This is a genomic window from Hydrogenophaga flava NBRC 102514, from assembly GCF_001571145.1.
GTDB lineage: Bacteria > Pseudomonadota > Gammaproteobacteria > Burkholderiales > Burkholderiaceae_C > Hydrogenophaga > Hydrogenophaga flava.
In genome coordinates this window covers 1-15098 of sequence record NZ_BCTF01000026.1, presented here as the reverse complement: position 1 = coordinate 15098, position 15098 = coordinate 1, and the positions used below count along the sequence as shown (strand labels likewise).

General features: G+C 65.0%; 12 protein-coding genes and 1 pseudogene. 8 read left to right on the top strand and 5 right to left on the bottom strand.

Annotated features, from left to right (window positions below; all coding sequences use genetic code 11):
* Window positions 1-2: 2 nt before the first annotated feature.
* A complete protein-coding gene (locus HFL01S_RS19955; protein ID WP_066261831.1) occupies window positions 3-383 on the bottom strand; it encodes a hypothetical protein in 381 nt (126 codons plus the stop codon).
* 129 nt (window positions 384-512) lie between these two features.
* On the opposite strand from HFL01S_RS19955, the pseudogene HFL01S_RS25995 reads away from it, so the two are divergent.
* From HFL01S_RS25995 to HFL01S_RS19910, 8 genes and pseudogenes are all read left to right on the top strand, one after another.
* Window positions 513-3563: pseudogene (locus HFL01S_RS25995) on the top strand (nitrate/nitrite transporter).
* Between the two features lie 36 nt (window positions 3564-3599).
* The gene (locus HFL01S_RS19940) at window positions 3600-7394 is read left to right on the top strand and encodes a nitrate reductase subunit alpha (RefSeq protein WP_066261824.1); all 3795 of its coding nucleotides are present in this window, start codon (window positions 3600-3602) and stop codon (window positions 7392-7394) included.
* 19 nt (window positions 7395-7413) lie between these two features.
* The gene (gene narH / locus HFL01S_RS19935; RefSeq protein WP_066261823.1) at window positions 7414-8946 is read left to right on the top strand and encodes a nitrate reductase subunit beta; all 1533 of its coding nucleotides are present in this window, start codon (window positions 7414-7416) and stop codon (window positions 8944-8946) included.
* Between the two features lie 11 nt (window positions 8947-8957).
* Entirely contained in the window at window positions 8958-9638 is a 681-nt protein-coding gene (narJ, locus tag HFL01S_RS19930; RefSeq protein WP_066261816.1) for a nitrate reductase molybdenum cofactor assembly chaperone, read from the top strand.
* Window positions 9635-10360 (top strand): respiratory nitrate reductase subunit gamma, encoded by a 726-nt coding sequence (gene narI, locus HFL01S_RS19925; protein WP_066261815.1) that lies wholly within the window; start codon window positions 9635-9637, stop codon window positions 10358-10360. The genes narJ and narI overlap by 4 nt, the downstream gene beginning before the upstream one ends.
* A 20-nt stretch (window positions 10361-10380) precedes the next feature.
* Window positions 10381-11214, top strand: a complete 834-nt coding sequence (locus HFL01S_RS19920) for a peptidylprolyl isomerase (RefSeq protein WP_245644873.1) — start codon at window positions 10381-10383, stop codon at window positions 11212-11214.
* Between the two features lie 21 nt (window positions 11215-11235).
* A complete protein-coding gene (locus HFL01S_RS19915; protein WP_066261812.1) occupies window positions 11236-11907 on the top strand; it encodes a carbonic anhydrase in 672 nt (223 codons plus the stop codon).
* Complete coding sequence (locus tag HFL01S_RS19910) at window positions 11904-12485, top strand: nitroreductase family protein (RefSeq protein WP_066261809.1); 582 nt, start codon at window positions 11904-11906, stop codon at window positions 12483-12485. The genes HFL01S_RS19915 and HFL01S_RS19910 overlap by 4 nt, the downstream gene beginning before the upstream one ends.
* Before the next feature lie 131 nt (window positions 12486-12616).
* Here the strand turns inward: HFL01S_RS19910 and HFL01S_RS19905 are convergent, their stop codons facing one another.
* From HFL01S_RS19905 to HFL01S_RS25990, 4 genes are all read right to left on the bottom strand, one after another.
* A complete protein-coding gene (locus HFL01S_RS19905; RefSeq protein ID WP_066261807.1) occupies window positions 12617-13012 on the bottom strand; it encodes a hypothetical protein in 396 nt (131 codons plus the stop codon).
* Window positions 13013-13083: 71 nt separating this feature from the next.
* The gene (locus tag HFL01S_RS19900) at window positions 13084-13926 is read right to left on the bottom strand and encodes a leucine-rich repeat domain-containing protein (RefSeq protein ID WP_066261805.1); all 843 of its coding nucleotides are present in this window, start codon (window positions 13924-13926) and stop codon (window positions 13084-13086) included.
* Between the two features lie 102 nt (window positions 13927-14028).
* On the bottom strand, window positions 14029-14262 hold the full coding sequence (locus tag HFL01S_RS19895; RefSeq protein ID WP_066261803.1) for a hypothetical protein: 234 nt from the start codon (window positions 14260-14262) through the stop codon (window positions 14029-14031).
* A 259-nt stretch (window positions 14263-14521) separates the two neighbouring features.
* A complete protein-coding gene (locus HFL01S_RS25990) occupies window positions 14522-15028 on the bottom strand; it encodes an SMI1/KNR4 family protein (RefSeq protein WP_084383518.1) in 507 nt (168 codons plus the stop codon).
* Window positions 15029-15098: the final 70 nt, after the last annotated feature.

Genomic DNA, 15098 nt, shown 5'->3' with positions numbered 1-15098 from the left:
CCTTACCGGGTGCTGCGCCAACCCACGGCAGCGACCAGGCACCAGAAGCCCAGGCGCAGCGCCAGCGCCCCCACCGTGCGCATCTCGAAGGCGCCGCCTGCCAGCACGTGCACGCCAAAGGCGGCGGCCACCAAGCCCGTGCCCAGCGCCAGCGCAGTGGCCAGCAGCAGGCCCCAGCGATCACCGCGCCACAGGCCCAGCCCGGCCGCCACATAGGCAAAGCCGGCCAGGAAGTTGAACCACAGCACGAAGCCCACTGTGTGACCCAGGGCGGCGCGGGTGGCCGCCGGGCCGAACAGGCCCTGCCAGCCGCTGAACACGGTGAGCGCACCGAACACCACGCCCACGGCGGCGAGGACCTTCATGCTTCGACGGGGTGTCATGTGGCGATCTCCTGAGTCACAGAGGTGAAACATCTTGTGTGCACCACGGTATGCCCGACCCGGGTCGTCTCCCGGTTTGATCTGGCGCAAACCCGCCTGAGAAACCAGAGGGAGTAGTTCTTCCGGACGATGGTCCCGCGTGGGAGCGTCGTCCTTCTGCCGTGGCCGCGTGTGCCTCTGGCGGATGTTCAGCCTTGCCCCGAACAGGGACATTCATGCCATGTCTTTCGGAGAGAAAACATGGCTTCAGAGCTGAGAAATGAAAGAAAGGCCTGGTCGGTCCTGATCGTCAGCACGCTGGCGTTCACGGTCTGCTTCATGGTCTGGATGATGTTCGGCGTGATCGGTATCCCGATCAAGAAGATGCTGAACCTGAACGCGACCGAATTCGGTCTGCTGACCGCGATGCCGGTGCTCACCGGCTCGCTGATCCGGGTGCCCCTGGGCATCTGGACCGACCGCTACGGCGGCCGCATCGTCATGGCGATCCTGATGGCGATCACCGTGCCGGCCATCTACCTGATGAGCTACGCCACCGCGTACTGGCACTTCCTGGTCATCGGCCTGTTCGTGGGTCTGGCCGGTGGTTCCTTCTCGGTCGGCACACCCTATGTCGCGCGCTGGTTCCCCAAGAGCCGCCAGGGCATGGCCATGGGCGTGTACGGCGCCGGCAACTCGGGCTCGGCGGTGAACAAGTTCGTCGCACCGGTGCTGCTGGTGGCATTCGGCTGGACCATGGTGCCGCAGGTGTACGCGGCCATCATGCTCGGCACCGTGGTGCTGTTCTGGCTGTTCAGCCACAGCGACCCGGCCCACCTGGTGCCCAGCAACGTGAAGTTCAGCGACCAGCTGCAGGCGCTGAAGGACCCCAAGGTGCTCAAGTACTGCCAGTACTACAGCATCGTGTTCGGCGGCTACGTGGCGCTGGCGCTGTGGATGGTGCAGTACTACGTGGGCGAATACGGCCTGGACATCCGCGTGGCCGCGCTGCTGGCCGCCTGCTTCTCGCTGCCCGGCGGCGTGCTGCGCGCCATCGGTGGTGTGCTGTCCGACAAGTACGGCGCGCACAAGGTCACCTGGTGGGTGCTGTGGGTGAGCTGGATCTGCCTGTTCCTGCTGAGCTACCCGCAGACCGACTTCACCGTGCAGACCGTCAACGGCCCGTCCACCTTCCACATCGGCCTGAACGTCTACACCTTCACCACGCTGATGGCGATCCTGGGCGTGGCGTTCGCCTTCGGCAAGGCCAGCGTCTTCAAGTACATCAGCGACGACTACCCCAAGAACATCGGCGCCATCAGCGGCATCGTCGGCCTGGCCGGCGGCCTCGGCGGCTTCGTACTGCCGATCCTGTTCGGCGTGCTGATGGACCTCACCGGCATCCGCTCCAGCGCTTTCATGCTGATGTACGGCGTGGTCTGGGTCTCGCTGATCTGGATGTACTGGACCGAGGTCCGCCAGACCGAGGTCATGGGCGCCAACGCCAAGTCCTTCTCCCTGCAGAACTGACCACTTCGGGTCCTCCCCATGAACACCCACACCAACTCCATCGCCTCTCCCGGCGCGTCCTCGGGCGCGGACGTGCAGGACTGGCGTCCAGAAGACGAGCGCTTCTGGGCCACCACCGGCAGCAAGATCGCCTACCGCAACCTCTGGATCTCGATCCCCGCGCTGCTGTGCGGCTTCGCGGTCTGGGGCATGTGGGGGATCATCACCGTGCAGATGCTCAACCTGGGTTTCCCCTTCACCCAGGCCGAGCTGTTCACGCTGACCGCCATCGCGGGCATCTCCGGCGCCACCATGCGCATCCCGGCGTCCTTCCTGATCCGCCTGGCCGGTGGCCGCAACACCATCTTCCTGACCACCTCGATGCTGCTGGCCCCGGCCATCGGCACCGGCATCGTGCTGCAGCACCCCGAGTGGCCGCTGTGGTCCTTCCAGCTGATGGCCCTGTGGTCGGGCGTGGGCGGCGGCAACTTCGCCAGCTCGATGTCCAACATCAGCACCTTCTTCCCCAAGCGCCTGCAGGGCACGGCGCTGGGCCTGAACGCCGGCCTGGGCAACTTCGGCGTGACCACGATGCAGATCGTGATTCCGCTGGTCATGACCCTGCCGCTGCTGGGCGCCTTCGGCGGTGAACCCATGACGCTGGTGAAGGACAGCGGCTGGATCCTCGGCAAGATCGCCGCCGGCACCCCGACCTGGATCCAAAACGCCGGCTTCGCCTGGGTGTTCTCGCTGGTGCCGCTGGGTGCGCTGTGCTGGTTCGGCATGAACAACCTCAAGACGGTCTCGCCCAACACCGGCAACGCACTCACCGCGTTCGCCAAGATCACCTACCTCTACACCCTGGCCTTCGTGCCCACGGTGTTCATGCTCTGGCTCTACCTGCCCAAGCCCACCGGCCTGGGGGTGCTGAGCATGTGGGTCGCGATCCCGCTGGACATCGTGATGGCGCTGGCCGTCATGCGCCTGGCCGCCTTCGGCGAGATGAAGGAAGGCGTGAAGAAGCAGTTCGCCATCTTCGGCAACAAGCACACCTGGTCGCTCACCGCGCTCTACATCGTCACCTTCGGCTCCTTCATCGGCTTCTCGATGGCGCTGCCGCTGGCCATCACCGTGATCTTCGGCTTCCAGCACATCCCCGACGCCGCCGGCGTCATGCAGCACACGCTGAAGAACCCCAACGCCCCTTCGGCCCTGACCTACGCCTGGATCGGCCCCTTCGTCGGCGCCGCCGTGCGCCCCATCGGCGGCTGGATCAGCGACAAGATCGGCGGCTCCATCGTGACCCAGGTGATCACCGCGGTCATGGCCGCCGCTGCCGTGGCCGTGGGCTACGTGATGATGCAGGCCTACGGCTCGGCCACGCCCGAGCAGTACTTCCCGATGTTCCTGGGCCTGTTCATGGTGCTGTTCTTCGCCAGCGGCATCGGCAACGGCTCCACCTTCCGCACCATCGGCGTGATCTTCGACCGCGCCCAGGCCGGTCCCGTGCTGGGCTGGACCTCGGCCGTGGCTGCCTACGGCGCCTTCATCGCCCCGGTGCTGATCGGCCAGTACATCAAGGCCGGCACCCCGCAGCTCGCCTTCTACGGCTTCGCCGTCTTCTACGCCCTGTGCCTGGTGCTGAACTGGTGGTTCTACCTGCGCAAGGGCGCGGAAATCAAGAACCCATAAGCGCCCCCAGCCCCGCCTTTTTCGGAGACCCCCACGATGAGTCACTTCCTCGACCGCCTGAGCCACTTCTCGGCCCCCACTGAAAGCTTCTCCGGCTCGCACGGCATCACCACCGGCGAAGACCGCACCTGGGAAGACGCCTACCGCGACCGCTGGGCGCACGACAAGATCGTTCGCTCCACCCACGGCGTGAACTGCACCGGCTCCTGCAGCTGGAAGATCTATGTGAAGGGCGGCATCGTCACCTGGGAAACCCAGCAGACCGACTACCCGCGCACCCGCGCCGACCTGCCCAACCACGAGCCACGCGGCTGCGCCCGGGGCGCGTCCTACAGCTGGTACCTGTACAGCGCCAACCGCGTGAAGTACCCCATGGTGCGCGGCAAGCTGCTGGCCCACTGGCGCGCCGCGCTGGCCGTGGCCAAAAGCCCGGTGGACGCCTGGGCCGCCATCGTCGAGAACGCCGACTCACGCCGCCAGTGGCAGCAGCAGCGCGGCCTGGGTGGCATGGTGCGCAGCACCTGGGACGAAGTGAACCAGCTGGTGGCCGCCGCCAACGTCTACACCGCCAAGAAGTACGGCCCGGACCGCGTGATCGGCTTCTCGCCGATACCGGCCATGTCCATGGTCAGCTACGCCGCCGGCTCGCGCTACCTGTCGCTGATCGGCGGTGTGTGCATGAGCTTCTACGACTGGTACTGCGACCTGCCGCCGGCCAGCCCGCAGGTCTGGGGCGAACAGACCGACGTGCCCGAATCGGCCGACTGGTACAACTCCACCTACATCATTGCCTGGGGCTCCAACGTGCCCCAGACCCGCACGCCCGACGCGCACTTCTTCACCGAGGTCCGCTACAAGGGTGCGAAGACAGTGGCGATCACGCCCGACTACGCCGAGATCAGCAAGCTCTGCGACCTGTGGATGCACCCCAAGCAGGGCACGGATGCGGCGATTGCCATGGCCATGGGCCACGTGATCCTCAAGGAGTTCTATTTCGACAAGCGCTCGTCGTACTTCGACGACTACGTGCGCCGCTACACCGACATGCCGAATCTGGTGCAGCTCGAAGAGCGCACCCTGCCCGACGGTCGCAAGGTGGTGGTGCCCGGCCGCTACCTGCGCGCCAGCGACTTCAACGGCAAGCTCGGCCAGGCCAACAACCCCGAGTGGAAAACCGTCGCCATCGACCAGGACGACAAGGTCGTGCTGCCCAACGGCTCCATCGGCTTCCGCTGGGGCGCCGAAGGCCGCACCGATGCGGGCAAGTGGAACCTGGAAGACAAGGAAGCCCGCAGCGACGAACAGGTCAAACTCAAGCTCAGCCTGATGGAAGGCGAGGGCAGCGAATACGAGGTGGGCGAAGTGGCCTTCCCGTACTTCGGCGGCATCGACACCCCCAACTTCACGGCCAACAAGCAGGCCAGCGCCACCGACGACGTGCTGGTGCGCCAGGTGCCGGTGCGCCGCATCAAGCTCGGCAAGGCCGGTGAAGAGCGCTACGCCCTGGTCGCCACCGTGTTCGACCTGACGGTCGCCAACTACGGCGTCAACCGTGGCCTGCCGGGCGACACCGGCGCCACCAGCTACGACCAGGACACGCCCTACACGCCCGCCTGGCAGGAGAAGATCACCGGCGTCAAGCGCGACCAGGTGATCGCCGTGGCGCGCCAGTTCGCCGACAACGCCGACAAGACCAAGGGCAAGTCCATGGTCATCATCGGCGCGGCCATGAACCACTGGTACCACAGCGACATGAACTACCGCGGCATCATCAACATGCTGATGATGTGCGGATGCATCGGCCAGAGCGGCGGCGGCTGGGCGCACTACGTGGGCCAGGAAAAACTGCGGCCCCAGACCGGCTGGACCGCACTGGCCTTCGCGCTGGACTGGGTGCGCCCGCCGCGCCAGATGAACAGCACCAGCTTCTTCTACGCCCACACCGACCAGTGGCGCTACGAGAAGCTGGGCGTGGAAGAAATCCTCTCGCCGCTGGCCGACAAATCGAAGTTCGGCGGCAGCCTGATCGACTACAACGTGCGTGCCGAGCGCATGGGCTGGCTGCCCAGCGCGCCACAGCTGCAGACCAACCCGATGCAGGTGATCAAGGACGCCACGGCCGCCGGCATGGACCCCAAGGACTACGCGGTCAAGGCGCTCAAGGACGGCTCGCTGAAGATGAGCTGCGAGGACCCGGACCACCCCGCCAACTGGCCGCGCAACCTGTTCGTTTGGCGCTCCAACATCCTGGGTTCCAGCGGCAAGGGCCACGAGTACTTCCTCAAGCACCTGCTGGGCACCACGCACGGCGTGCAGGGCAAGGACCTGGGCGCCGACGACGCCAAGCCCACCGAAGTCACCTGGCACGACCAGGCGCCCGAAGGTAAGCTGGACCTGGTGGTCACGCTGGACTTCCGCATGAGCACGACCTGCCTGTATTCGGACATCGTGCTGCCCACCGCCACCTGGTACGAGAAGAACGACCTCAACACCAGCGACATGCACCCCTTCATCCACCCGCTGTCCACCGCGGTGGACCCGGCCTGGCAGAGCAAGAGCGACTGGGAGATCTACAAGGGTTTCGCCAAGGCCTTCAGCGAGGTCTGCGTCGGCCACCTGGGTGTGGAGAAGGAGCTGATGCTCACGCCGCTGATGCACGACACGCCCGCCGAACTGGCCCAGCCGTTTGGCGTGGCCGAGTGGAAGAAGGGCGAGTGCGACCTGATCCCGGGCGTCACCGCCCCGAGCATCTCGGTGGTCGAGCGCGACTACCCCAACACCTACGCCCGCTTCACCGCACTGGGCCCGCTGATGGACAAGGCCGGCAACGGCGGCAAGGGCATCGGCTGGAACACGCAGACCGAAGTCGGCCAGCTCAAGGAACTCAACGGCACCGTGCACACCGAAGGCGTGGCCAAGGGCCTGGCGAAGATCGACAGCGACATCGACGCCTGCGAGGTGGTGCTGCAACTCGCGCCGGAGACCAACGGCCACGTGGCTGTGAAGGCCTGGGAGGCTCTGAGCAAGATCACTGGCCGCGACCACACCCACCTGGCCCTGCACCGCGAGGACGAGAAGATCCGCTTCCGCGACATCCAGGCCCAGCCGCGCAAGATCATCAGCTCGCCCACCTGGTCCGGCCTCGAATCGGAAAAGGTCTCGTACAACGCCGGCTACACCAACGTGCACGAGCTGATCCCATGGCGCACCCTCACCGGCCGCCAGCAGTTCTACCTGGACCACCCCTGGATGCTCGCCTTCGGTGAAGGCCTCTCCAGCTACCGCCCGCCGGTCGACCTGAAGACGGTGGACGAGATGATTCACCGCCGTCCCAACGGCAACAAGGAGATCAGCCTCAACTTCATCACGCCGCACCAGAAGTGGGGCATCCACAGCACGTACAGCGACAACCTGCACATGCTCACGCTCAACCGCGGCGGCCCGGTGATCTGGCTCAGCGAGGACGACGCCAAGAGCGCCGGCATCGCCGACAACGACTGGGTCGAGCTGTTCAACACCAACGGCGCCATCGCGGCGCGTGCGGTGGTCAGCCAGCGCGTGAACCCGGGCATGGTGCTCATGTACCACGCGCAGGAAAAGATCATCAACACCCCCGGTGCCGAGATCACCAACACCCGCGGCGGCATCCACAACTCGGTCACCCGCATCGTGACCAAGCCGACCCACATGATCGGCGGCTACGCGCAGTTCAGCTACGGCTTCAACTACTACGGAACCATCGGCACCAACCGCGACGAGTTCGTCATCGTGCGCAAGATGCGCAAGATCGACTGGCTCGACGGCGAAGGCAACGACACGGTCCAGGCTTGATCAGCACAGGAGAACAAAGATGAAAGTACGTGCCCAAATCGCGATGGTGCTGAACCTGGACAAGTGCATCGGGTGCCACACCTGTTCGGTCACCTGCAAGAACGTCTGGACCAGTCGCCCCGGCGTCGAATACGCCTGGTTCAACAACGTCGAAACCAAGCCCGGCATCGGTTACCCCAAGGAGTGGGAGAACCAGGACAAGTGGAACGGTGGCTGGGTCCGCAAAGCCGACGGCTCCATCGTCCCCAAGCAGGGGGGCAAGTGGTCGTTGCTGATGAAGATTTTCAGCAACCCCAACCTGCCGCAGATCGACGACTACTACGAGCCCTTCACCTTCGACTACGACCACCTGCAGTCGGCGCCCGAAGTGAAGGCCGCGCCCACCGCACGGCCGCGCAGCCTGATCACCGGCCAGCGCATGGAGAAGATCGAGTGGGGTCCGAACTGGGAAGAGATCCTGGGCGGCGAGTTCAGCAAGCGCAGCGCGGACGCCAACCTCGCGAACTTCGACCAGGTCCAGAAGGACATGGTCGGCCAGTTCGAGAACACCTTCATGATGTACCTGCCGCGCCTGTGCGAGCACTGCCTCAACCCGGCGTGCGTGGCCTCGTGCCCCAGCGGCTCGATCTACAAGCGCGAGGACGACGGCATCGTGCTGATCGACCAGGACAAGTGCCGCGGCTGGCGCATGTGCGTCAGCGGCTGCCCCTACAAGAAGATCTACTACAACTGGCAGACCGGCAAGGCCGAGAAGTGCATCTTCTGCTACCCGCGCATCGAGGCCGGCCAGCCCACCGTGTGCAGTGAAACCTGCGTGGGCCGCATCCGCTACCTGGGTGTGGTGCTGTACGACGCCGACCGCATCGCCGAGGCCGCCAGCGTGCCCGACGAGAAGGACCTCTACCAGGCCCAGCTCGACATCTTCCTCAACCCCAACGACCCGGCCGTGATCGAGCAGGCGCGCAAGGACGGCATCCCCGACAGCTGGATGGAAGGCGCGCGCAAGAGCCCGGTCTACAAGATGGCCATCGACTGGAAGATCGCGCTGCCGCTGCACCCCGAGTACCGCACCCTGCCCATGGTCTGGTACGTGCCGCCGCTCTCGCCGATTTCCGCCGCCGCCAACGCCGGCCACATCGGTGCCAACGGCGAGCTGCCCGACTTCAGCCAGATGCGCATTCCGCTGCAGTACCTGGCCAACCTGCTGACCGCGGGCGACACGGCGCCTGTTGTGCGCGCACTCGAACGCATGCTGGCCATGCGCGCCTACCAGCGCGGAAAGCACGTGGACGGCGTGGAGAACCTCAAGGTGCTGGAGCAGACCGGCCTGAGCCGCGCCGAGGTCGAGGAGATGTACCAGATCATGGCGATTGCCAACTACGAAGACCGCTTCGTCATCCCCAGCTCGCACCGCGAGTACGCCGAAAACGCCTTCGACCTGCGCGGCGGCTGCGGCTTCTCGTTCGGCAACGGCTGCTCGGACGGCGCGTCGGAGACGAGCCTGTTCGGCGGCGACAAGCGCCGCACCATCCCGATCCAGTCGGTGGTCTGAAAGGAAACGCCATGAAGAACACCCGCTATTCCCTGCGCGCGCTGGCGCGCCTGCTGGCCTACCCCGATGCGCAGCTGCGCGCCGACCTGGCGCCGCTGATCGCGGCCATCGACGAAGAGGCCTCGGTGCCGGCGTCGCGCCGCGCCGAGCTGCGCGCGCTGGCCGCCGACCTGGTGCGCCGCGACCCGCTGGAGGTGGAGGCCCGCTACGTCGAGACCTTCGACCGTGGCCGCGCCACCTCGCTGCACCTGTTCGAGCATGTGCACGGCGACTCGCGCGACCGCGGCCCGGCCATGATCGACCTGGTGCAGACCTACGAGAAGGCCGGCCTCTACCTCGGCCCCGAAGAGCTGCCCGACCACCTCGGCGTGGTGCTGGAGTTCGCCTCCACCCAGCCGCCCGCGCTGGCCAAGGCCTTTCTGGGTGAAGTGGCGCACATCCTGAACGCCATCTTCAGCGCTCTGCTCAAACGCGAGAGCCCCTACGCCGCGGTCGTGGCCGCCGTGCTGGAGCTGGCCGGCCAGAAGGCCGAGGCCGTGCCCTTCAAGGCCGACGAAGCGCTCGACGAAGCCTGGGCCGAACCCGAGGCCTTCGACGGCTGCGCCACCCGTGGCCAGAACCGGCCCGACCAGGCCCAGCCCATCCACATCGTCCGCCAGAAATCCAACGCTTCTCAAGGAGTCGCAGCATGAACGGCTTCCACCACTTCGTCTTCGGCATCTATCCGTACATCGCGCTCACCATCTTTTTGCTGGGCAGCCTGATCCGTTTCGACCGCGACCAGTACAGCTGGAAGAGCGACTCCTCGCAACTGCTGCGCAAAGGGCAGCTGCGCTGGGGCAGCAACCTGTTCCACGTCGGCATCCTGTTCCTGTTCTTCGGCCACACGGTGGGCATGCTCACGCCGCACGCGGTGTACGAGCCCTTCATGACCGCGGGCGCCAAGCAGCTCATGGCCATGGTTTCGGGCGGCCTGTTCGGCCTGTTCGGCTTCGTGGGCGTCAGCATCCTGCTGCACCGGCGCCTGTCGGACGCGCGCATCCGCGCCACCAGCAAGACCAGCGACATCGTGCTGCTGTGGCTGCTGTGGGCGCAGTTCGCGCTGGGCCTGGCGACCATCCCGCTGTCGGCCCAGCACCTGGACGGCGGCATGATGATGAAGCTGGCCGAATGGGCGCAGCGCATCGTCACCTTCCGCGGTGGCGCGGCCGAGCTGATCGCCGATGCCAGCTGGGTGTTCAAGGCCCACATGTTCCTGGGCATGAGCATCTTCGTGATCTTCCCGTTCACCCGCCTCGTGCACGTGTGGAGCGGCTTTGGCACGCTGGCCTATGTGGTGCGTCCCTACCAGGTGGTGCGCAGCCGCCGCGTCGGCATGACGCCCCAGCAACCGCTGAGCCAGCGGGGCCGTTGAACATGTGCGAAGGAATGACCATGACCGAACGCGAATCCGTCGGCTGCGGCAGCGCGCACTGCGCCTGCTCGGGCCAGATGCAGATCGTGCCCGCCAGCATCAACGGCATCGCCCTGCACGAGCCGGGCGAGGCACTGGACGCCGAGACCCTGCGCGAGCGCGCCTACACCGAACTGCTGCGCCAGCGCGCGGTGCACCTGGACCTGCTGCCGCGCGCCAGCGGCCTGGTGGCGCCCACGCTCAATGAAGCCGAGCGCCACGTGATCGAGGCCATGACCGACGACGAAGTCGCGTCGCCGGAACCGACCGACGACGAGTGCCGCCGCTACTACGAATCCCACAAGAACCACTTCATCGTCGGCCAGGCGCTGCAGGTGCGGCACATCCTGTTCGCCGTGACGCCGGGTGTGAATGTGCATGCGCTCACCCAGCGCGCCGAAGCCGCCCTGCTGGAGCTGATCCGCAAGGACGTGCCGCCCGGCCGCTTCGAGCAGCTGGCGACCGAGCTGTCCAACTGCCCGTCCAGCGCCGAAGGCGGCAACCTGGGCTGGGTCACGCCCGAAGACTGCGCGCCCGAACTGGCCAACGAGCTGTTCTTCCAGAGCGACTCGCGCTGGGGCATGGGCGTGCACCCGCGCCTGGTGCACACGCGCTTCGGCCTGCACATCATCGAGGTGCTGGGCCGCAAGAAGGGCACGCTGCCCGCCTACGAAGAAGTGGCCGACGCGATCCGCCAGCGCCTGCAGCACCAGTCGCGCGCCACCGCGCTGCGCCAGTACATGCGGCTGCTGGTGGGGCAGGCCAGGGTGGAAGGCATCGAACTCGAAGGTGCGGACTCGCCCCTGGTGCAGTGAGGCGCTGAGCCGGAGACCGCCATGCCCGACGACCTCCTGCTGCGCCTGCGCGATTTCCACGAGGACTACTTTCCGCGCCACCAACAGCGCTTCCAGGACCTGGTGGCGCAGGGCCAGCACCCCAAGACCCTGTTCATCGGCTGCAGCGACTCGCGCCTGGTGCCCTACCTGCTCACCGGTGCGGCGCCGGGCGAGCTGTTCCTGGTGCGCAACGTCGGCGCCTTCGTGCCGCCGTATGACCAATCGCACGGCTTGCATGGAACGATGGCCGCCATCGAATTCGCGGTGCTCAGTCTGAAGGTTGAGCGCATCATCGTCTGCGGCCACAGCCACTGCGGCGCCATCCGCACCGCCTACGAAGGCGCACCGGAAGAGGCGGTGGCCCTCAAGGCCTGGCTCAAGCTGGCCGACGAGGCCCTGCTGCCCGTCCAGCCCAGCCCCGAGGCGCTGTGCCGCACCGAGCAGCGCGCCGTGGTGCTGCAGCTGATGCGTCTGATGGACTACCCCATGGTGCGCCGCGCCGTCGAGGCCGGCCACCTCACGCTGCACGGCTGGCACTATGTGATCGAACAGGGCGAGGTGCACGTGTTCGACGCAGTGCGCGGCGCCTTCGTGCCGGCCTCGGAATCCGACCACAGCGGCACCGGCCCCTACCTTCCATATGTGGAGCACGACGGACAGGTGCTTGAATGATCCCTTTGCTGGAACTGATGCGGACGCGGCGCACCACGCTGCCCAAACGCCTGGTGGAGCCCGGCCCGTCGGAAGACCAGCTGCGCCAGTGCCTGGCCGCCGCCGCTACCGCACCCGACCACAACCAGCTGCTGCCCTGGCGCTTCGTGCGCATTCCGGCGGATCAGCGCGAACGGCTGGGCGACGCGCTGGCCCGCGCCCTGCTCGAACGCGACCCCGACGCCGCCGCCGAACAGCAGGCGCAGGCGCGCGAGAAGGCCGAACGAGCGCCCGAGCTGCTGTTGCTGGTGGTGGACGACGACCGCGGCGACCCCGAAGTGGACGTGCTGGAGCGCACCCTTTCGGCCGGCTGCGCGGTGCAGAACCTGCTGCTGATGGCCACCACGCTCGGCTACGGCTCGGCGCTGACCTCGGGCAAGGGTTTGAAATCCAGGGCCGTGCGCGAACTGTTCGGCCTGGGGCCGGGGGAGCACGCGATCTGCTTCGTGAGTCTGGGCACGCCGACGCGCGCGCCGCTGGAACGGGCGCGGCCGGGGGTGGAGGAGTTCACGGGGGTGCTGGGGGCGCCGGGGATGTGAGGGGGCGTGCTTCAAGTGGAAGCCAGACCGCCCGCAACGGAACCTGAGACTGGGGCGGTGACGAAGGAAATGGCGGTTCTTGGAACGGCTGCACTTCAAAGAAACGGGGCCAAGTGCAAGGGACGCAGTGGCTACCTGTACCTCTCGTTCACCAGCTCCACTTCAAGGCCTGTGACGTCCCATCTCTCCAAACTTGACATCACCAGTTCTCGGAGTTCCTCCAGTTCGGGTGTGTTTTGAATCTTGCTTCCAAGTAGAAAGCGGTGCTTTCGTGACGTCAGGTGAATTTGAAACTCGCCGAGAGACGCGTTATGCGTATGCACATCGATCGCCAGCTTGATGCCGTTCCGCGCGAACCATGCGAACCAGCCCCAATCTTCTTGGTTCGACTGCAGGTCTCCGTATGTTGCTCGCAGGGACGGGAGCAGGTGATCGAGAACGATGTCACCGCCGATGCAGCAGTCGTTGATGTATTGCTCTTGACCTGATGCGCCCAAAGGCTTTGTGAACGTCACGATGTAGGGCATGTACGACCTAACGGATGGATGGGCTTGTCCCGTCTCACGTGATTCGATGGAAAGTGGGAACTCTCATCGGGTCACCCGCTTGTTGTGACCCGCAAAGACTCGAGTTTTTCTTCGAGAACATTCTGCTGGGCGGCATTGAGGCGGATTCCGTCCAGCCACAATTTCTTGAGGCGGGGCAATTCAAGAACGACATTGCATACCTTCTCCGCATCCAACTGTGGGCAGTGATCGTAGTTGCCCAAAGAGAGGTACTCCAGGTTGGGCATGTCTTGCAGAAGCGGCAAGTCACGCTCTGTGATGTCGGTTGCCCACAGGTCAATGGACTTCAGTTGCCTCATTTGTGCAAGATGCCTTAAGCCCACACCAGTGATGTGCGTTGCACCAATATCCAGGGAATCAATGGTCTGTGAGCGGCTCACCTTCTTTGCCATGCTGTCATTGAATCGTGTGGATTCAAGGTCCAGCGAAGTCAGGCAGGGCAGCGCCAAGATTGCGGCCATGGACTTGTGCGAGAGCTCTGCACCTTGTGCGCCTAGTTCTACAAGTCGGCTGGACTGTGTGACCTCCAGAAGATCCGCTTCAGTCATGTAGTGATTTGCTCGGAAGGTCTCCAGGGTTGTTGCTTTTCCAAAATGGTCCAGCTTGCCGGGACCTTTGATGCAAAGAACATCCAGAACGCGCAAGCCCGGCATTTGGATGATCTCTTTCATGGCCCTGCGAGTGACATCAGACCAGAGCCAAAGGTGCTGCACTCGCAGATCCGAAATGCGGTGCGCAAGCTTTACCGTGACAAGCGGAATCCTTGTTATCGATAGCTTCTCAATGGAGCCGATCTGCTCGAGCTGCTCAACTATTGCGACATCAATGTTGCGCTCCAGCGAGTACCAGCCCCTTGAGTCGGGAGAAATCGTCAATTTGGGTTCCTACCGAAGAAAAAGGACGTCCTCGTCCCGGGTGACTCGAACAACAGCAAGGCACCGTATCAATGTGCAGCGGTGAAACGGTACCGCAAGTGCCTAGCTGGTGGCGCGCCGTGCCGAGCGGCGGCGCAGGGTCAGCAACAGGCCGATCAGCACCGCGTACGTGGTCAGGTAGCACCAGGATGCAGGCCCCGAATGACCCAGTGCCTCGACCCCGGAGGTCGACTCGAACCAGCCCCAAAACGGCCAGACTAGAACTGTGATTGCAATTGCAATTGGCGCACACAGCATGGCCCAGACAAGAAGGCGGATGGCGTCGCGAAGTTGCATGCGAACCCTCATCTGCTCACCGTTCTTCCGCGCTACTGATCGGCCGCGGCAGTTGACGCTTCTCTCGCCTTGACAGCGGCTTCAAGGTCTTGTTTGAGTTTGGCCGCCTGCGCCTGGGCACGCTCTGCGCTGTCGGCCTGCAGCTTGGCGGCAGTGGCTGCCGCACCCACCGTGTCAGGCCCGCAACCAGCGAGGCCTACGCAGAGGCTGAACACCCACGGCCAATGGGCGGACATGCGGCAAATAGAGGGCAGAGGTTTCATGGGGGTGGGGGTGATGCTGGGGAACACTCGGCATCACTGTACTGGGACGCCGGGACGAGACCCTCAAGGAAAGCCGAGAAGGTTGGCGCGATCTGAAAGTCCTCTCCGCATTCCACGTCGATCCAAGCGACCGAAGGAACAGGACCGCCGCGATAGTCAAGCGTGATCCAGTAGTGCCCGTCGCCAGACAACAGGACTTGGTTTGGTGGCAACCCCCACTCAATGGTCAATTCGGGCGTAAGCGCCAAGTTCATCGGGGATGGGTGTTGAGACTCCAGTATTCCTGAGAGGTCGTCGAGAGGCACGTGATCCTTGGCCCAGGTTGTGGGTCGAGGCATTGGATGTGCAAATCCTTGGGTGTAGCCACCGTTTTGTATGCGCAAAAGCGCAACCAATTCTGGTGGCAACTGAACGCCGAGGAGAGACTGCGCCCATAGGATCGCTTCGTCCGTGAGCGGTGGATGCTCGTAGTGATTGGAGGCCCAGAAGATGTTAGGTGGCATGTGATGAGACCAAACGGTTGAGCTCAGCAGGCGGCGAGGCTGTCCGCTGCAGCAAAAGGTTGAGCGTCAC

Bases quoted from the DNA above. Each gene is read 5' to 3' on its own strand.
- HFL01S_RS19920 (WP_245644873.1), top strand. From the start codon at position 10,381: ATGACCGAACGCGAATCCGTCGGCTGCGGCAGCGCGCACTGCGCCTGC.
- narH (WP_066261823.1), top strand. From the start codon at position 7,414: ATGAAAGTACGTGCCCAAATCGCGATGGTGCTGAACCTGGACAAGTGC.
- HFL01S_RS19895 (WP_066261803.1), bottom strand. From the start codon at position 14,262: ATGCAACTTCGCGACGCCATCCGCCTTCTTGTCTGGGCCATGCTGTGT.
- HFL01S_RS19940 (WP_066261824.1), top strand. From the start codon at position 3,600: ATGAGTCACTTCCTCGACCGCCTGAGCCACTTCTCGGCCCCCACTGAA.
- narI (WP_066261815.1), top strand. From the start codon at position 9,635: ATGAACGGCTTCCACCACTTCGTCTTCGGCATCTATCCGTACATCGCG.
- HFL01S_RS19905 (WP_066261807.1), bottom strand. From the start codon at position 13,012: ATGCCCTACATCGTGACGTTCACAAAGCCTTTGGGCGCATCAGGTCAA.
- narJ (WP_066261816.1), top strand. From the start codon at position 8,958: ATGAAGAACACCCGCTATTCCCTGCGCGCGCTGGCGCGCCTGCTGGCC.
- HFL01S_RS19955 (WP_066261831.1), bottom strand. From the start codon at position 383: ATGACACCCCGTCGAAGCATGAAGGTCCTCGCCGCCGTGGGCGTGGTG.
- HFL01S_RS19915 (WP_066261812.1), top strand. From the start codon at position 11,236: ATGCCCGACGACCTCCTGCTGCGCCTGCGCGATTTCCACGAGGACTAC.
- HFL01S_RS19910 (WP_066261809.1), top strand. From the start codon at position 11,904: ATGATCCCTTTGCTGGAACTGATGCGGACGCGGCGCACCACGCTGCCC.
- HFL01S_RS25990 (WP_084383518.1), bottom strand. From the start codon at position 15,028: ATGCCACCTAACATCTTCTGGGCCTCCAATCACTACGAGCATCCACCG.